Annotated in this window: 19 protein-coding genes, 2 pseudogenes and 1 riboswitch; of the genes and pseudogenes, 5 read left to right on the top strand and 16 right to left on the bottom strand. The window is 71.3% G+C overall.

The genetic code is table 11. From position 1 onward, the window contains the following. Window positions 1–133 precede the first annotated feature (133 nt). From AADR41_RS03815 to AADR41_RS03840, 6 genes and pseudogenes are all read right to left on the bottom strand, one after another. Window positions 134–1,557 (bottom strand): annotated as a pseudogene (locus tag AADR41_RS03815) (MFS transporter). A gap of 250 nt (window positions 1,558–1,807) precedes the next feature. Further along, on the bottom strand, window positions 1,808–2,656 hold the full coding sequence (locus tag AADR41_RS03820; protein WP_342279932.1) for an SGNH/GDSL hydrolase family protein: 849 nt from the start codon (window positions 2,654–2,656) through the stop codon (window positions 1,808–1,810). 126 nt (window positions 2,657–2,782) lie between these two features. Then, window positions 2,783–3,802 (bottom strand): hemolysin family protein, encoded by a 1,020-nt coding sequence (locus tag AADR41_RS03825; protein WP_342279933.1) that lies wholly within the window; start codon window positions 3,800–3,802, stop codon window positions 2,783–2,785. Beyond that, window positions 3,799–5,136, bottom strand: coding sequence for a hemolysin family protein (locus tag AADR41_RS03830; RefSeq protein ID WP_342279934.1), 1,338 nt, complete (start codon window positions 5,134–5,136; stop codon window positions 3,799–3,801). Before AADR41_RS03830 ends, AADR41_RS03825 begins: the two co-directional genes overlap by 4 nt. A 173-nt stretch (window positions 5,137–5,309) precedes the next feature. Next, on the bottom strand, window positions 5,310–5,735 hold the full coding sequence (locus AADR41_RS03835) for a GNAT family N-acetyltransferase (protein WP_342279935.1): 426 nt from the start codon (window positions 5,733–5,735) through the stop codon (window positions 5,310–5,312). Window positions 5,736–5,795: 60 nt separating this feature from the next. After that, the gene (locus tag AADR41_RS03840; protein WP_342279936.1) at window positions 5,796–6,314 is read right to left on the bottom strand and encodes a transglycosylase SLT domain-containing protein; all 519 of its coding nucleotides are present in this window, start codon (window positions 6,312–6,314) and stop codon (window positions 5,796–5,798) included. Window positions 6,315–6,710: 396 nt separating this feature from the next. On the opposite strand from AADR41_RS03840, the gene AADR41_RS03845 reads away from it, so the two are divergent. Both AADR41_RS03845 and AADR41_RS03850 read left to right on the top strand, forming a co-directional pair. Beyond that, on the top strand, window positions 6,711–6,938 hold the full coding sequence (locus AADR41_RS03845) for an antitoxin (protein ID WP_093551072.1): 228 nt from the start codon (window positions 6,711–6,713) through the stop codon (window positions 6,936–6,938). After that, on the top strand, window positions 6,935–7,306 hold the full coding sequence (locus AADR41_RS03850) for a fic family toxin-antitoxin system, toxin component (protein ID WP_342279937.1): 372 nt from the start codon (window positions 6,935–6,937) through the stop codon (window positions 7,304–7,306). Before AADR41_RS03845 ends, AADR41_RS03850 begins: the two co-directional genes overlap by 4 nt. A 49-nt stretch (window positions 7,307–7,355) precedes the next feature. Here AADR41_RS03850 and AADR41_RS03855 read toward each other — a convergent pair whose 3' ends face one another. From AADR41_RS03855 to bioB, 4 genes are all read right to left on the bottom strand, one after another. Further along, window positions 7,356–8,033, bottom strand: coding sequence for a class I SAM-dependent methyltransferase (locus AADR41_RS03855; protein ID WP_342279938.1), 678 nt, complete (start codon window positions 8,031–8,033; stop codon window positions 7,356–7,358). A gap of 78 nt (window positions 8,034–8,111) precedes the next feature. Beyond that, the gene (gene bioD, locus AADR41_RS03860) at window positions 8,112–8,801 is read right to left on the bottom strand and encodes a dethiobiotin synthase (protein WP_342279939.1); all 690 of its coding nucleotides are present in this window, start codon (window positions 8,799–8,801) and stop codon (window positions 8,112–8,114) included. Between the two features lies 1 nt (window position 8,802). Next, window positions 8,803–10,107 (bottom strand): adenosylmethionine--8-amino-7-oxononanoate transaminase, encoded by a 1,305-nt coding sequence (locus AADR41_RS03865; RefSeq protein ID WP_342279940.1) that lies wholly within the window; start codon window positions 10,105–10,107, stop codon window positions 8,803–8,805. After that, window positions 10,100–11,266: a biotin synthase BioB gene (gene bioB, locus AADR41_RS03870; RefSeq protein ID WP_342279941.1), complete on the bottom strand. Its 1,167-nt coding sequence runs from the start codon at window positions 11,264–11,266 to the stop codon at window positions 10,100–10,102. Before bioB ends, AADR41_RS03865 begins: the two co-directional genes overlap by 8 nt. A 142-nt stretch (window positions 11,267–11,408) precedes the next feature. Between bioB and AADR41_RS03875 the strand changes: the two genes are divergently transcribed. Then, window positions 11,409–12,551: an 8-amino-7-oxononanoate synthase gene (locus AADR41_RS03875; protein ID WP_342279942.1), complete on the top strand. Its 1,143-nt coding sequence runs from the start codon at window positions 11,409–11,411 to the stop codon at window positions 12,549–12,551. Here AADR41_RS03875 and AADR41_RS03880 read toward each other — a convergent pair. Together AADR41_RS03880 and AADR41_RS03885 are read right to left on the bottom strand one after the other, a co-directional pair. Beyond that, on the bottom strand, window positions 12,544–12,750 hold the full coding sequence (locus tag AADR41_RS03880) for a DUF397 domain-containing protein (RefSeq protein ID WP_342279943.1): 207 nt from the start codon (window positions 12,748–12,750) through the stop codon (window positions 12,544–12,546). The genes AADR41_RS03875 and AADR41_RS03880 overlap by 8 nt on opposite strands. Before the next feature lie 24 nt (window positions 12,751–12,774). After that, window positions 12,775–13,635 carry a helix-turn-helix domain-containing protein gene (locus AADR41_RS03885; RefSeq protein ID WP_342279944.1) on the bottom strand — a complete coding sequence of 287 codons (861 nt, stop codon included), beginning with the start codon at window positions 13,633–13,635 and terminating at the stop codon, window positions 12,775–12,777. A gap of 204 nt (window positions 13,636–13,839) precedes the next feature. Between AADR41_RS03885 and AADR41_RS03890 the strand changes: the two genes are divergently transcribed. Further along, window positions 13,840–14,271: an ATP-binding protein gene (locus AADR41_RS03890; RefSeq protein WP_342279945.1), complete on the top strand. Its 432-nt coding sequence runs from the start codon at window positions 13,840–13,842 to the stop codon at window positions 14,269–14,271. Between the two features lie 36 nt (window positions 14,272–14,307). On the opposite strand, the pseudogene AADR41_RS03895 reads toward AADR41_RS03890, so the two are convergent. The 4 genes and pseudogenes from AADR41_RS03895 to AADR41_RS03910 all read right to left on the bottom strand — a co-directional run. Further along, window positions 14,308–14,454 (bottom strand): annotated as a pseudogene (locus tag AADR41_RS03895) (LysR family transcriptional regulator); the annotation flags it as partial. A gap of 130 nt (window positions 14,455–14,584) precedes the next feature. Then, complete coding sequence (locus tag AADR41_RS03900; protein WP_342279946.1) at window positions 14,585–15,058, bottom strand: C40 family peptidase; 474 nt, start codon at window positions 15,056–15,058, stop codon at window positions 14,585–14,587. A gap of 3 nt (window positions 15,059–15,061) precedes the next feature. Further along, window positions 15,062–15,234, bottom strand: a riboswitch (cyclic di-AMP (ydaO/yuaA leader). A gap of 401 nt (window positions 15,235–15,635) precedes the next feature. Further along, window positions 15,636–15,944, bottom strand: a complete 309-nt coding sequence (locus AADR41_RS03905; RefSeq protein WP_342279947.1) for a hypothetical protein — start codon at window positions 15,942–15,944, stop codon at window positions 15,636–15,638. Window positions 15,945–15,951: 7 nt separating this feature from the next. Beyond that, window positions 15,952–16,587 (bottom strand): ATP-dependent Clp protease proteolytic subunit, encoded by a 636-nt coding sequence (locus tag AADR41_RS03910; protein ID WP_342279990.1) that lies wholly within the window; start codon window positions 16,585–16,587, stop codon window positions 15,952–15,954. Between the two features lie 94 nt (window positions 16,588–16,681). Between AADR41_RS03910 and AADR41_RS03915 the strand changes: the two genes are divergently transcribed. Then, window positions 16,682–16,966, top strand: a complete 285-nt coding sequence (locus AADR41_RS03915) for a type II toxin-antitoxin system Phd/YefM family antitoxin (RefSeq protein WP_342279948.1) — start codon at window positions 16,682–16,684, stop codon at window positions 16,964–16,966. Window positions 16,967–16,991: the final 25 nt, after the last annotated feature.

The raw sequence follows: 16,991 nt of genomic DNA on the forward strand, positions 1-16,991 counted from the left end.
CTGACGCCGCGCGTGCTCTTCGCGGTGCTCGCCCCCGGACGCCGCGGGCCGGCCGGGGGCTGACGGACGACCGGGGGGCTCACGCGTACGACGGCCGGACGGGCCGTCGTACGCGTGAGCCCCCCGGTACGCGCTACGCGGAGATGTTCTCCCGGCGGCCGTCGAGCAGTACGGTGATCACCAGGGCGCCGAGCGCGAGGAAGACGGCGGCGACCACGAGTGCGAGGGAGAATCCCTGCGTCGTGGCCTCCAGCGGGCCGGTCGAGACGGCGATCGCGTCGGTGCGCCGCGCGGCCGGGGCGACCAGGACCGACATGCCCACGGCGCCGCCGACCTGCTGGACGGAGGTGAGGATCGCCGAGCCCAGACCGGCGTTCTCCTCGGTGGTGCCGCTGACCGCGGCGACGGTCAGGGTGGGCAGACTCAGGCCGCCGCCCAGGCCCGCGACGAGCACACCGGGGAGCACGCTGAGTACGTAGTGGTCGTTCGGTGATGTGCCGGACAGCATCAGCAGGCCGGCCGCGCCGAGCAGGAATCCCGCGACGAGGGTCCGGCCCGCCCCGAACCCGGCCACCGCGCGCGAGGCGAGCCAGATGCCCGTGAGGATCCCGGCGCCGTAGGGCAGGTAGGCCGAGCCGGCCTTGAGCGGGCCGTATCCGAGCACGGTCTGCATGTGGAGCATCAGCAGGAAGGCCATCGCGTAGAAGGCGGCGGAGAACATCAGGCCCGCGCCACCGGCGACGGCACGGGTGCGGTCGGCCAAGAACGGCAACGGCACCGGCGGATCGGCCGTGCGCGCCTTGACCACCAGGAAGGCTGCGGCGAGGACGGCGGCCAGGAGCAGGGGGCCGATGACGGTCGTGGCGCCCCGACCCGTCTCCCCGGCCCGGAGCATCCCGAGGGTCAGGGACAGGACGGCGCAGGTGCCCAGGACCGCTCCGGGTACGTCCAGGCGTGCCCGCCGGGGGACCGGCTCTCGGCGACCAGGCGCGGAACCAGCACGAGGGCGATCGCGGCCACGGGCAGGTTGATCAGGAAGATCCAGCGCCACGAGGCGAAGCCGGTCAGCGCACCGGAGATCACCAGCCCCATCGTGCCGCCCAGACCGGCGATGGCGCCCCAGAGGCCGAATGCCTTGGCGCGCTCCTCGGCACCGGTGTACATGAGCGTGATCAGGGACAGCGCCGCCGGGCTGGCCATGGCAGCGCCCCCGCCCTGGACGAACCGCGCCACCACGAGGTGCCACGGCTCCTGGGCAAGCCCGCAGGCGAGGCTCGCGACGCCGAACACCGCCACACCGCCGAGGAAGACACGGCGGCGGCCCAGCAGGTCGGCCGCCCGGCCGGACAGTAACAGCAGGCCGCCGAAGGCGAGGAAGTACGCATCGACAACCCAGGCCGGGCCGGCCGTGGTGAAGCCGAGCTCTTCCCGGACGCCGGCGAGCGCGACATTCACCACGGTGTCGTCGAGGACGAGCATGAACTGCACGAGACACAGCATCATCAGTGCCGGTCGGCGGCGGTCGGTGCTTGTCGAAAGGGTTGTTGCTGAGGTCATGCCGACGACGCTGCGCACCGGTCATGCCGACTACAGTCCGTCATGAGGCCATGAGATGTCGCGTTGGGGCCATGCTCTGCGGGGCGGCCCGGGGCCCGGCCGTCGTGGCCGCGGCGCACCGTCCCGGTGAACCGGGTGAGCGCCCCGGCCGTCGCCCGGCAGGGCCGCGACGGTGTCCGGATTCTGCCGGTGGTCCGTGCGGGCCGGCGCCGCCGTCCGGTTCGTGGGCCGTTACGGGATTCGTGGGGCGTTACGAGAGCGGAGCCGAGTCGACCCGGCGCCAGGTCGCCACGGGGCCGGGGTCACGGGAATCCTGCGGGGTGACCCAGAACGCCCTCCCCAGTTCGGCGCTGTACTGGGCACCCGCCCGGCCGTCCCCGGAGGAGCGGCCGGTCAGACGGCGCCCGATCCAGGGCATCAGGTGCTCGCGGGCGAAGCGGAGGTCGTCGACGCGTCGCCTGGCCCACCTGGGCGGGACGGCGGCCGGCAACGGTGTGCGCCAGTCGTTCTCCGGCGGCAGCTCCAGCGTCTGCCAGACCGCCTCGGCGACCCGCGCGTGCCCGTCGGCCGTCAGATGCAGCCGGTCGACGTCCCACAATTGGGGATCGCCCAGCACGGGTGTCCCGTATAGATCGACGACCAGGGCTCCGTGCCGGGCGGCCAGGTCGTCTATCAGGGCGAACAGCTCCTCCATCCGCGGACGGAAGCGCTCCATCACCGGACCGTTGCGTCCCGGGCTGCGCATGAGCACGAGCGTTCCGCACGAGGGCGCGAGACGCTCCACGGCCTCTTCGAGCCGTCCGCGGACCATGCCCATGTCGCACTTGGGCCGCAGCGTGTCATTGAGTCCGCCGACGAGTGTGACGACGTCCGCACGCATGGCGGCGGCCACATCGACCTGCTCGTCCACGATCTGGCCGATCAGCTTGCCCCGTACGGCGAGATTCGCGTAGCGGAAACCCGGGGCGCGGGTGGCGAGCCGGCCGGCGAGGACATCGGCCCATCCGCGGTACGAACCGTCGGGCAGCAGGTCCGACATGCCCTCGGTGAACGAGTCGCCGACCGCGACAAGACTGTTGTAGGAGGCATTTGTTTCCATGGCGATGCGATCGTATCGCGGCCGGTCCGGCCCCCACCGGGGCCCGCCAACCCACACCCGGGCCGGAGCACGGCCCGGCCGCGGCGGGGGCCGCGGCCGGAAATCCGTACCGCGGCCCCGTGCGGGTCAGCGCGTTTTCGGGCGCCCCACCAGCTCGCGGAGCACGTCCTCCATGGTGACCATCCCGGCCAGCCGGTCGTCCTCGTCGAGAACCGCCGCCAGATGCGTACGGCTGCGCCGCAGCGCGGTCAGGACGTCGTCGAGCGGTGTACTCGCCCGGACCCGGGCGATCGGGCGCATCGCCGTCACCGGGAAGGGCACATCGCGCGGGGTGGCATCGAGGGCGTCCTTCACATGGAGGTAGCCCAGGATCCGCTCCTCGCTGTCCATCACCGGGAAGCGCGAGAAGCCCGTCTCGTACGAGAGCCGCTCCAGCTGCTCCGGCGTGGTCCCCACCTCCGCGTACACGACCCGGTCCACCGGCATCACCACGTCACGCACCGGACGGCGGCCCAGTTCCAGGGCGTGGTGCAGTCGCTCGGCCGAGCGGTCGTCGACCAGTCCGGCGTCGCCCGCGTCCGTCACCAGCCGGGCCAGTTCGTCGTCGGAGAACGTGGCGGACACCTCGTCCTTCGTCTCGACCCGGAGGATCTTGAGCAGCGTGTTGGCGAAGGCGTTGATCGCGAAGATCACCGGGCGCAGCGCCCTGGCGAGGGTCACCAGCGGCGGCCCGAGCAGCAGCGCGGCGCGCACGGGCTCGGCCAGCGCGATGTTCTTCGGCACCATCTCGCCGAGCAGCATGTGCAGATACGTCGCCACGGACAGCGCGATCACGAACGAGATCGGATGGATCAGTCCGTGCGGCACGCCCACCGCGTCGAAGACCGGCTCCAGCAGATGCGCGAAGGCCGGCTCGGCGACGATGCCGAGCACCAGAGTGCACAGGGTGATGCCGAGCTGCGCCGCCGCGAGCAGCGCCGATACGTGTTCGAGGCCCCAGATGACGCTCCGTGCCCGCCGGTTGCCCGCCTCGGCCTCGGGCTCGATCTGGCTGCGGCGTACCGAGATCAGCGCGAACTCGGCCCCGACGAAGAAGGCGTTGACGACCAGGGTCATCAGTCCGATGAAGAGCTGGACGGCGATCATCGTGCGTCCTCCGTCGGCTCGTCGTCGCCGGGCAGCGGCGCGTGCAGCAGGGCCCGCGCGGCGCGGCGTCCGGACGCGTCGACCACATCGATCCGCCAGCCCGCCAGCTCGACCGCGTCACCCACGGCGGGGATGCGGCCGACCTCGGTGGCGATGAGCCCGGCGAGTGTCTCGTACGGTCCGTCCGGCACCCGCAGTCCGATCGTCTTCAGCTGGTCGATGCGGGCGGCGCCGTCGGCCGACCACAGGGTCCGCCCGTCGGCGTCCTCGCCGGCCGGTGCGAGGTCAGCGGTCTCGTGCGGGTCGTGTTCGTCGCGCACCTCGCCGACCACCTCCTCGACGATGTCCTCCAGCGTCACGACTCCGGCCGTGCCGCCGTACTCGTCGATGACGACGGCCATGGCGAGCTTGCCGGACAACCGGTCCAGGAGCCGGTCCACCGTGAGCGTCTCGGGTACGAGCAGGGGCTCGCGCAGCATCTCCGACACACGGGTGCGGGACCGCTGCTCGGCTGGGATCGCCAGCACGTCCTTGATGTGCGCCACACCGACGACGGTGTCCAGGCTGCCGAGGTAGACGGGGAAACGGGACAGGCCCGTCGCCCGGGTGGCGTTCGCGACGTCCTCGGCGGTCGCCTGCGCCTCCAGCGCGGTGACCTGGACCCGGGGGGTCATCACGTTCTCCGCCGTCAGTTCGGCCAGGTTCAGCGTGCGGACGAACAGCTCCGCCGTGTCCGCCTCCAGCGCACCCTGCTTCGCGCTGTGCCGGGCCAGCGCCGCCAGCTCCTGCGGGCTGCGCGCGGAGGCCAGCTCCTCGGCCGGTTCCAGGCCGAAGCGGCGCACGATCCGGTTGGCGGTGTTGTTGAGGTGGCTGATGAAGGGCCGGAAGACGGCGGTGAACGCACGCTGCGGGGTGGCCACGGTCTTGGCCACGGCGAGCGGGGAGGAGATCGCCCAGTTCTTCGGGACCAGTTCACCGACGATCATCAGGAACACGGTGGACAGCGCCGTACCGAGGACGAGGGCCACGGAGGACGCCACGTTCGGGGAGAGACCCACCGCTTCCACGGGACCGCGGATCAGTTTCGCGATGGACGGTTCGGAGAGCATGCCGACCACCAGATTGGTGACGGTGATGCCGAGCTGAGCGCCGGAGAGCTGGAAGGTGAGGCTGCGTACGGCCTTCATGGCGCTCGCCGCGCCCCGCTCGCCCCGCTCGACGGCGCGTTCGAGCTGTCCGCGCTCGACCGTCGTCAAAGAGAACTCGGCCGCGACGAAGGCACCGCAGGCCAGCGAGAGCAGTACTGCCACGAGCAGCAGAAGCACTTCGGTCATCGGTTCACCTCCGTCCCATGATCGGGCAGGGGCAGGAGGATCGCTCGGTGTCGGCGATGTCGGCTACTGGGAGGCTCGCCCATGGGCGGACGCTCACACCTTTCGGAAGGATCGGACAGGAGGAGAACCATAGTAAAGGATCGGCAAAGTCGACCGTTCTTCCAGTGCTCTTCTCAGTCCGTGAGCGGCTTCACCCAGCGTCGCCAGTGGTCCTCGCGGTGGTACCCGCCCGCGGCCCATGTGTGATGCGCCCGTTCGTTGGCTTCCAGGACCATGGCGTCGGCCCGTCGCCCGCCCAGGGCGAGGAATCGCTCTTCCGCCGCTTCCACGAGGGCGGTGGCGATCCCCTGCCGACGGGAGCCGGGGTGTACGGCGAGCCGGTAGACGGGGCATCGCCAGCCGTCGAAGCCGGCGATGACGGTTCCCACGAGACGGCCGTCCCGTTCCGCGAGCAGCAGGGCTTCGGGGTCTCTCGAAATGAGCCGGGCCACACCGTCGTGGTCGTCGCTGATGCTCGTCCCCTCCGCGGCCTCGCACCAGAACCGCAGCACGGTGTCGATGTCTGTGAGGCCGGCGGGGCGTATGTGAAGATCACTCATGGGCCGAGCCAAGCAGAGCGTTTGCCCGCCCGGCCAGTGATTTCGGCATCGGATCCCGGCTCAGTAGGCGGAGTTGACGTTGTCGATGGATCCGTAGCGGTCGGCGGCGTAGTTGGCGGCCGCGGTGATGTTGGCGACGGGGTCGGTGAGGCTGTGGGCGGTGCCGGTGACGTGGTAGGCGTTGAAGGTGGGCTGGATGACCTGGAGCAGGCCCTTGGAGGGGGTGCCCTTCTGGGCGTTGACGTCCCAGCCGTTCTGGGCGTTGGGGTTGCCGCTGGACTCGCGCATGATGTTGCGGTGCAGGCCCTCGTAGGTGCCGGGGATGCCCTTGGCCTTCATGATGGCGAGGGATTCCTTGATCCAGCCGTCGAGGTTGTTGGCGTAGCCGCTGCCGCCGGTCCGGGAGTCGCCGGTGGTGGGGGCGGCGGGGGCGGTGGGCTGCTTGGTCTCGGCGGCGTGCGCGGAGGTGGAGGTGAGGGTGAGGGCTGCTGCCGCGGCGGCGGTGGTGGCCAGGGCGGTCAGCGACAGGGTGCGCAGGCGGGCGGTGCGGGCGGTGCGGTTCTGGGTGTGCGTGGTCATGCGGTAGTGACTCTCCTGTGGTGTGGGGGTGTGCCGTCGGGGCGGCGTGCGGGGCAGGGGCCCCTGGTGGTCCGGCGGGTGTCCGTCCGGGCCGGTCGCGTTGTCCGGCGACGGGATCCATGGTTAGCGGGGGCCGGGACGGGGGTCAATGATGTGACGTACTACCCCAATACGAAGCAATGTCCGAAATGAACCGTTCTGGGTACTTTCCGTGCAGTTCGGGCGGGCCCCGCTCCTACTGCCCGGCCTAGGATGTGACGTGGCCCCTATGGGTGGCATCACATCCACAGCGCCATTTCGAGGGCCACGGCGGCATCCCGTGGGGGAATCGGCGGGGTGCCCGGTGCCGGTCGGCTCCTCTTGCCGGTGCTAGCGCATGCGCGCTAGCGTGTTGATGTGCCCAAGACCCAGCTGAACGTGAGAGTGGACGAGGCGACCGCCGAGGCCGCGCGACAGCGCGCGCTGCAGAGGGGGATGAGCGTGAACCGCTACATAGAGGAGCTCGTGCGGCAGGACGCGGGGGAGGTCGGACACACCTTCGTCGAGGCCGCGGCCGACTTCATGAAGCAGTACGAGTCGGTGTTCGCCGAAGAGTTCGGCCCGGAGCGCAAAGGCACGCGTTGAACCTCCAGATCGACCTTTCCTGGCTGCTCATGGTGGCCGAGCACAAGACCCCCGGCGATCCGCACGTGGTCGACTGGGGTGCGCTCGTGGCCGCCGTGGCCCGCCACGAGGCCGAGATCTTCGGCAGCCCCGTCTACAGCGACCCGCACTCCCGGGCTGCCGCGCTCCTGCAGTTGCTGCTCCACGTCCCCGCGCTCGAACACTCCAACGCGATGTTCTCCTCGGCCGTCGCGTACGGCTACCTCGTCGCCTCCGGACTCAAGGTCATCACCTCGCCCGAGCAGGTGCGTGACCTGGCCCGGCTGGTGAAGGAGGGCAAGGCGGACGTCCGGGCCATCGCCGACGAACTCCGCCAGTGGAGCCTGTGACGGCCCCGTGTCGAGCCGATGGGCCGGTGCGGCACGCCGGGCCGACGCGTCAGCGCGGCACGTCCGGCCGGCGCGCCACCCCCAGTACACAGGTCGACATGGGCAGCCGGATCCCGCAGTCCGGCATCATGACCCTGCGGTACGACTCCACCACGAATCCGGCACGCTCGATGGCGGCCAGGGTGTCACGCCCCGTATGACATCCGCCCGTCAGCAACGGCCAGACCGTACGGTCCAGTACCCGCTGCGTGACCGCCATGGCCCGGTCGTCGGCCCGCACATGCTCGAAGAAGCGCAGCTCACCACCGGGCCGCAGCACCCGCACGACCTCCGCGAGCGAACGCTCCACATCCCTTACGCTGCACAGCACCAACGAGGCGACGGCCCCGTCGAAAGCCTCGCTCTTCACCGGCAGCGCCTCCGCCACACCCGGCACCACATCCACCGGGAGCCCGGCACGCAGCGCCGACCGCACCGCCAGGCGGCGCAGACCTCGCTCGGGTTCGATGGCCACCACCTCCGACACCGCGGGCGGGTAGTGCGCGAAATTCAGGCCGTTGCCCGCGCCTATCTCGATGACCCGCCCGGACAGGCCGGCCAGCAGATCCGAGCGCACCGCGGCCAGCCCCGCCCTGGTCTCCGCGACCACGCTCATCCGGGCGTAGAACCGGGCGAAGACGGGGTGGTGGACCATGTCCTGTGGGATTCTCGTGCCGCGCAGACGCATGACGGACCTCCTCGACCGGGCGCTCCGGCAGAAAGTACGGCTACCTAGATTCTCCCCCCTCCGGCGCGGCTCATCCGCTCAGCCGGCCGGCCGATTCCCGCCCAGCTCCGCCGCGAGCCAACTCCGGGCCCGCACACGGAAGTCGGCGGGATCCATGGCCCCCGCACCGGCCGGCACCGCACCCAGCAGCGGGGCGCCCGCCACCACGGGAAGGTCCGCCAGATTGCAGCGCGCGGCGAGATCCGGCTCGGCGGGCATGCTGCCCACCACCACACCGAGACACCCCAGGGCCCGGGCGCGCAGTGCCTCCGAGGTCAGCGCCGTGGTGTTGAGCGTGCCCAGACCCGCGGGCGTCACCACCAGTACCGGCGCGTCCAGCAGCCGGGCGGCGTCGGCGAGGGTCGCGCCCTCGTCGTCGAACCGTACGAGCAGACCGCCCGCGCCTTCGATCAGTACCAGGTCGTGCTCGGTCGCCAGCTTCTGTGCCGCATCGGCGATCTCGTGCGGCCGCACCGGTGGGAGGCCCGCCCGGCGGGCGGCCGTGGCGGGCGCCAACGGCTCGGGGAACCGGGCCAGTTCGACCGCGGTGACATGACCGCCCGCCAGCCGCACCACCTCCGCCGCATCACCGGGCTCGCCCGGTGCCAGTCCCGTCTGCGCCGGCTTGAGCACCGCGACGCGGAGGTCCGGACGCGCCGCCGCCACGGCCGCGGTCACCACCGTCTTGCCGATCTCCGTGCCCGTCCCCGTCACTACCAGAATGGTCATCTCAGCCCTCCCGCGCGGCCGCGCACACGGCGCGGCAGATCCGTGCCACATCCTCGTCATCGGTCACATACGGCGGCATCGTGTAGACGAGGTCGCGGAATGGCCGCAGCCACACGCCCTCCCGTACCGCCGCCCGGGTCGCGGCCGCCATGTCCACCTCATGGTCGAGCTGTACGACACCGATCGCGCCCAGCACCCGCACATCCCGCACCCCGGGCAGTCCGGACGCCGGGGCGAGGCCCTCCCCGAGCCCGGTGCCGATCCGCTTCACCTCCCGCTGCCAGTCCTGGCCGAGCAGCAGATCGACGGAGGCGCACGCCACCGCGGCGGCGAGCGGATTGCCCATGAACGTCGGCCCGTGCGCGAGCACCGGAACCTCGCCGCTGGAGATGCCCTCCGCCACCCGGGAGGTGCACAGCGTCGCCGCCATCGTCAGATAGCCGCCGGTCAGCGCCTTGCCCACGCACATGACATCGGGGGAGACGCCCGCGTGCCCGGCGGCGAACAGCTCGCCGGTACGGCCGAAGCCCGTGGCGATCTCGTCGAACACCAGCAGTACCTCGTGCTCGTCGCACGCCTCGCGCAGCACCCGCAGATAAGCGGGGGAGTGGAACCGCATCCCGCCCGCGCCCTGTACCACCGGTTCCACGATCACCGCGGCCAGCCGGTCGGCGTGCTCGGCGATCAGCTCCCGCAGATGCCGTACGTACGCGGCGTCCGGCTCCGTGTCGAAACCGGCCGGCGGCTCGTCGGCGAAGACCTGGCGGGGCAGCACCCCCGACCACAGCTCGTGCATGCCGCCCTCGGGGTCGCACACCGACATCGGCTGCCAGGTGTCCCCGTGATAGCCGCCGCGCCAGGTCAGCAGCCGCTGCTTGGCGGGCCGCCCGGCCGAGCGCCAGTACTGCAGGCACATCTTGACCGCGACCTCCACGGCGACCGAACCCGAGTCGGAGAGGAAGACATGCCGCAGCGGCTCCGGGGTGATCTCGACCAGCCGGGTGGCCAGCCGCACGGCGGGCTCATGGGTGAGCCCGCCGAACATCACATGGCTCATCCGGCCCAGCTGATCACGGGCCGCCTCGTTGAGCACCGGATGGTTGTAGCCGTGCACCGCCGACCACCAGGACGACATGCCGTCGATCAACTCGCCCTGTCCGTGGGACGGTTCGGCCAGTTTCAGTCGTACCCCGGACGCGGACTCCACGACCAGCGGCTCCTGACGGCCCGGCATCGGGCCGTACGGATGCCAGACGTGCGCCCGGTCCAGGGACCGCAGCTCGGCCGGGGAGAGCGCCTCAGGCATTGGGGGCGAGGTCCGTTCCCGCGCCGCGACGGCGGACCGCCACCAGGTCCGTGCGGGCGGCCGGAACGTCCGGCGACCCGGCCGCGGCCTCCCCGGGCGACTCTCCGCACGGGGCGCAGCCGCCGTCGTGCGAACCGCAGCCGCCGCCGGACTCCGCACGGTGCGCGGGCAGCGTGGTCGTGCCCGCTCCCTCCACCTCGAAACCGGCGTCCGCGATCATGTCCAGATCCGCCTGACCCGCCTGGCCCTCGCTGGTCAGGTAGTCGCCCAGGAAGATCGAGTTGACCAGGTTCAGGGCCAGCGGCTGCATCGAGCGCAGATGCACCTCGCGCCCGCCCGCGAGCCGTACCTCCACATCTGGGCAGACGAACCGGACCATCGCCAGAATCCGCAGGCAGCGCTGCGGAGTGAGGTTCCACTCCTTGGCCAGCGGTGTTCCCTCGAACGGGATCAGGAAGTTCACCGGCACCGAGTCCGGGTCCAGTTCACGCAGCGAGAAGACGACATCGACCAGGTCGGCGTCGCTCTCGCCCATGCCGGCGATCAGCCCCGAGCACGCCGAGAGCCCGGCGGCCTGCGCCTGGTGCACCGTCTCCACCCGGTCCGCATAGGTGTGCGTGGTGGTGATGTCCCCGTACGTGGCCTCGGACGTGTTCAGGTTGTGGTTGTACGCGTCGGCGCCCGCCGAGCGCAGCCGGTCGGCCTGCCCGTCGGAGAGCAGACCGAGGCAGGCGCACACCTCGACGCCCTCGTTCTGTTCCTTGATCGCCTCGATGGTCTCCGACACCCGGTCGACATCGCGGTCCGTCGGACCGCGGCCGCTCGCCACCAGGCACACCCGCTTCGCCCCGCCCGCCACCCCGGCGGCGGCGGCCTTCGACGCCTCATCCGGTTTCAGCCAGGTGTACTTCAGGATCCCGGCCTTGGAGCCCAGCCGCTGCGAGCAGTACGAGCAGTCCTCGGGACAGAGACCGGACTTGAGGTTGACCAGATAGTTCAGCTTCACGCGCCGCCCGAACCACTGACGGCGTACCTTTCCGGCCGCGGCCACCACTTCGAGCAGATCGTCGTCGGAGGTCGCCAGTACGGCGAGCGCTTCTTCGCGGGTCGGCAGCTCGCGCCGCAGGCCCTTGTCCACCAGCGTGTTCAGGAGGTCCATGGCCAAGATCCTGGCCTACCGCACGGCTTCCAGCCAAGGAGGAACCGGACAACAGAGCCTGCCGAGGGTGTGTGTATTGCCACACCATGACCTGTTGCAGGCACGGTTAGGGTCTGTGAGCTGCCTACAAAAGGGACCGCTCATGCCCTTCGACCCGTTCGACTGGATCGACGCCGAGGCGTGCCGCCGCGCGGACGCCGGACTCGTCCGTACCCTGCGCCCCCGGCCCGCCGAGTCCGCACTTCTGGACCTCGCGAGCAACGACTACCTGGGCCTGACGCGGCACCCCGACGTCACCGCAGCCGCGGCCGGGGCCGCGCGCGAGTGGGGTGCGGGCGCGACCGGATCCCGGCTGGTCACCGGCTCCACCGCACTGCACGCCGAGCTGGAGGGCGAGCTGGCCGAATTCTGCGGTTTCGAGGCGGCCCTGGTGCTGTCGTCCGGCTACGCGGCCAACCTGGCGGCCGTCACGGCGCTCACCGGCCATGACTCGCTGATCGTCTCCGACGCGGGCAACCACGCCTCGATCGTGGACGGCTGCCGGCTCTCCCGCGCCGGAACCGCCATCGTTCCGCACGCCGATCCCGGGGCGGTGCGCAAGGCCCTGCAGGCGCACCGGGGCCGGGCGCTGGCCGTCACCGACTCGGTCTTCTCGGTCGACGGCGACGCGGCACCGCTGCCCGAACTGGCCGACGTCTGCCGGTCCGGGGGCGCCGCACTGCTCGTCGACGACGCACACGGCCTGGGCGTGCTGGGGGACGGCGGCCGAGGGGCGCTCGCCGCCGCCGGTCTCGCGGGCGACGAGGGCATCGTCACCACGCTCACCCTCTCCAAGTCCCTGGGCAGTCAGGGCGGAGCGGTCCTGGGACCGGCCCGGGTCGTCGAACACCTCGTCAACACGGCCCGTACGTTCATCTTCGACACCGGCCTCGCGCCGGCCGCGGCGGGCGCCGCGCTGGAAAGCCTGCGGCTGCTGCGCCGCGAGCCGGAGCGGGCAGGCCGGGCCCGCGCGGTCGCCGCGGCACTGTACGAGCAGCTCACCGGCGCCGGCCTGGCCGCCGTACGGCCGGACGCCGCCGTGGTCTCGGTGCGCGCCCCCTCGGCGGACGCGGCGGTGCGCTGGGCGGCCGACTGCCGCACCGCCGGAATCCTGGTGGGCTGCTTCCGGCCCCCGTCGGTGCCGGACGGGGTGTCCCGGCTGCGGCTCACCGCGCGGGCCGATCTGACCGAGGAGCAGATCGCCACCGCGGTGTCCGTGGTGCGTCGGACCGCCCCCGTCAGCTGACCGAATCCAGGCGCAGACCGGCGACGAACGAGGTCCAGGCCGCCGCGGTGAACCGCAGCGGCGGCCTGGACACATCCTTGGAGTCCCGCACGGCCAGCCGCTCGTCACCGAACGGCGCCGCCTCCACACAGTTGTTCATACCCGTGCTGCGGCTGCTGCGCCGCCAACGTAAGCCGTGCTGTGCGAGGCAATCCGACATGAGGCCCCCTCGGGCGGTCCGAAGTCACCGACCGTCGCGGTCGATCGCGGCGATCAGGTCCAACGAGTGCTCCGGCGACAGCGCGTGAGCCTGCATCGTGCGGAAGGCCGAGCTGTACGCCGCAAGGTCTTCTTTCCGCTCCAGGTAGAGGCTACTCGTCAAATGGTCGAGAACGACCACATCCAGATCAGAAGTGCTCGGAAATGAGAAGATAACGAAAGGCCCGGTGAGGCCGGCATAGCCGCCCATCGAGAACGGCAGCAACTGGAGTTGCACATGGGGCAGTTGAGCCACCCGGGCCAGATGGCGCAGCTGTTCCCGCATCACCCGGCACCCGCCGACCTGGCGCCGCAGCACGGCCTCGTCGAGCACCGCGCTCAGCCGCAGCGGTGGATCGGTCCGCAGCACCCCCTGCCTGGCCAGCCGCACCTCCACCAGCGAGTCCAGCTGGCCGGACGGCAGCCCGTCCAGTGACGCCCGGGTCACCGCACGCGCGTAGTCGGCCGTCTGCAACAGCCCCGGCACCACCGAGGTCTCCAGCGTGCGCGCGGTCCGGGCCTGGGACTCCAGACTGATGAAGTCGCGGTACTGGGGCGGGATCAGACCGCGATAGGCGTGCCACCAGCCGGTGCCGCCACCGCCCGCCGTACCCGCGAGCGTCGCCAGGAGATCCCGCAGCCGGGTGTCGTCCACGCCGTACGTGTCCAGCAGCCGGGTCACATCGGCCGGCCGCACCCCGCTCACCCCGGTCTCGATCCGGCTCACCTTCGACTGGTGCCAGCCGAGCATCCGCGCCGCGTCCCGACTGGTCAGTCCCGACGCGTGGCGCAGACTCCGGAGCTCCTCCCCGAGCTTGCGGCGTCGAACCGCTGGGCCGTGCTGCATCCGCGGCCTCCCTCCCTCTGATGCCGAGCGGACAGTGTGCCGTCCACATCCGGTCTTGCGTGGCAGGGTTCACCGCTTCGAGCGACAGATATATGCATATCTTGGTGGAACGCCGTCACAGCGGGCAGCATCAGTGGCAATCTGGCGCGAAGCGCAATCCGTACCGATCGCGGGTCGGCACGGGTGGGAAAGGGACGGCTCGCCATGGCAGACCATCAGGAAGCAAACGTCACTCTGCCGAGCGAGCCGGTCTCGGTCTCGGCAGCCCGCAGGTACGTGGCCCGGGTGCTCACCGAATGGGGCCTGGCGACCGACACCGATTTCGCCGACAGCATCCAGCTCATCGTCTCGGAGCTCGCGACCAACGCGGTCCAGCACACCTTCGGGCAGTCGCCCACGTTCACCGTGGACCTCCGGCTGGAGCGGGAGGAGCAACTGCACCTCGGAGTGACGGACAGTCACCCCCGCTGGCCCCGGCGACTTCCCGCCGCCGTCCAGCAGGACAACGGACGCGGCATGGTGATCATCCGGAGTCTGGCCAAGGAGTGCGGGGGCCGGCTCACCGTCACCCCCACCGCCGACGGCGGCAAGACGGTGTGGATCGCGCTGCCGTGGAGCATCCCCGTGCAGCGCTGACCGACGCGCTCGCCCGGCCTCGCCGCCCGGCCGCCGCGCCGACGCCGCCCGCCCGAACCCGCTGCGCAACAGTGCCTGGAGCGTCGCCGCGGCGGCGCTCGCCCGGTCACCGCGGTGCACCACCGAGATCGTCCGCCGGAAGGAGGCGGGAACCAGCCGCCGGACCGACAGCGGCGTGGCGCTCACCGCGCCGGGCCTGGTGCTGGTGACCGGTCCGCTGCCGCACTGAGCGGGGGAGGGCCGGCCACCGGGCCGGGCCACCGGCCGCGGGCGGGCCCGGCCGGCGGCCCCGGATCGCCGGCCGGGCCGTGCCTCAGCGGACCCGGCCGTAGTAGACCCTCTTGGTCCAGATCTTCTCCAGCCGCACCACGGCGCCGGTCCTCGGCGAGTGCCAGATCTTTCCCTTGCCGGCGTAGATCCCCACGTGGTAGACGCTGCGGCCGTAGTGGAAGAACACCAGATCGCCGCGCTTGCGGTGCGAGGCCGAGATGTGGCGGGTCCGGTTGTACTGCTGCTGGGCCGTGCGGGGGAGCTTCTTGCCGGCCTTCTTGAACGAATAGAGCGTCAGCCCCGAGCAGTCGAAGCGGCTGGGGCCGGTGCCCCCCCAGCTGTACGGCGAGCCCTTTTTCGACGCCGCGACGTTGAGCGCCTTCATCGACAGCGTCGCGGCCTGGGCGTCCGTCGCGGCGCCCGGAGCGAACATGGTGCCACCGACGGCGGCGAGCGTGAGAACCGAGGCCGTACCGGCCCGGACGAGCAGAGACGGGACATGAACCTGCGCAGTCATGCGCAACCCTTCGTCAGCCGCCTGTGAAGGATGACCTGTCGGGTTCGGGCTGGCGAAGTTGCCCGGCCGCGTTCGGCGGCTTCACCCCGAGGGTCGACCGGTGTTCAGGTCGACCCGTTGTGCTCGGGTCCTCCACTCCTGCCGATCCACTTTCGTCGACCAGGCATCCGGACGGCGGCAGGACTCGGCGTCCGCCCGGACCGCCCCGCCGCGGTGGCGGGGGCTTGTCGTCCCAGGGATCTTGACTCACCGACTGCCGGATTTCCGAGCTGAAACCGGGATATGTGAGGCTCCTCACGACTGATCCGTTCGGGTGGACATGGTGATTCCCGCGGCTTTCACCGGTGGCCCCGACCAGGTGCGTACCTGGGGCGGAAGGGTTGATTCCGTTCACTGTCCACGCGGAAAACGCAAGTTGAGCGGTCCCTCCTGAGGGGGACTTCCTACGCCGAACGAGCGAGGAATTCCGGTGGGGTGGTCGGGCGTGTCGGGTACGGGAGCCGGGTGACGGCCGCCGGGCGCCGGGCCAGGGGGAGTTGGCCGGATCCGCGCCGTGCGCGCGGACCGCGCGGGCCGGTCAACTCGACGGTGCCGGGGGCACGCTGACGCGCCCGGCCCGCCGCTCCCCGTCCAGTACCCGCAGCGCACGGGCGAGCGTGGCCGCGTGGACCTGCGCCTCGCCGCGCTCGTGCATCAACGCGAGGGCGTCCCGCAGTGTGCGTGAGTGTGCGACGAGTGCCTGAGCGGCGCGGAGCGCGCCGTAGGTGTCCCCGCCGCGGGCCGGGTTGATCCGGCCGACCTGGTCGAGGACTTCGAGATAGCGGTCGATGAACTCCCCCTCGGCGCGCGTCAGCGCGGGCAGCGGCGGGAACTCCGGTGGTCGCATCGGGCGTTCACCTCGCGCCGTGCGGCGGCAGTGCGGAGTTCCGGCTCTCCAGGACGTGGTCCACCAGCCCGTACGCCTTGGCGCCCGCCGCGTCGAGGATGAGGTCGCGTTCGGTGTCCGCGGTGATCTGCCCCTCGGTGTGGCCCGTGTGACGGGCCAGCAGGGCGGTGAGCATCGCGCGGACCCGTTCCAGTTCCCGTGCCTCGATCTCCAGATCGGAGGGCTGCCCCTGCACCGGCTCGGTGAGTCCGGGCTGCTGTACGACGATCCTCGCGCCGGGCAGGGCGTGCCGCCGGCCGGGAGCACCCGCGGCGAGCAGTGCGGAGGCGCAGGAGCCGGCCTGGCCGAGGCAGTAGGTCTCCACCTCGCAGTCGAGGTACTGCATCGTGTCGTAGATCGCGGACATGGCCCCGAACGAGCCGCCGGGCGAGTTGATGTAGAGCGACACCGGCCGGTCCGGTGCGTCGTGCTCCAGGTACATGAGCTGCGCGATCAGGTCGCCGGCCGCGGTGTCGTCGACCGGGGTGCCGAGGAAGACGATCCGTTCGGAGAGCAGCTTGGAGTACGGGTCGAGGGTGCGGGTCCCGTTGGTCGTGCGCTCGGTGAACTCGGGCAGCACATGACGGGCGGTGGGGCGGAACAGCATGGCGATGCCTCTCCTCGCGGGTTCTGCACGGGGGTCTGCACGGGCTTTTGTAAAAAATGTACAGGACGTACAGAAGGTTATGATGGGGAGCATGGCCCATGAGATTCCGGTGACGCAAGCCCGAGCTGAGCTCGCCGAACTGATCAACCGCGTTGTCTACGGCGGCGAACGCGTGGTTCTGACGCGGCACGGCAAGCCGCTGGTGGCGCTCGTCTCGGCCGCTGACCTGGAGCGACTGGAGAAGGGGGAGGCGGCCGCGGAGGAGCAGGTGATCAGCTCGGTCTCCTCGCTCGGCTCCTCGGTGTCCGCTCCCGGCGAACGGCGGCGCTTCGGCATCGCGGCGGAGCACCGGGAGCACGGCGAGCCGGGCAACTGAGCCCCGCCCGGCGGCCCGTGACGCG

Source organism: Streptomyces sp. CLV115 (genome assembly GCF_038448545.1).
Taxonomy (GTDB): Bacteria; Actinomycetota; Actinomycetes; order Streptomycetales; family Streptomycetaceae; genus Streptomyces; species Streptomyces sanglieri.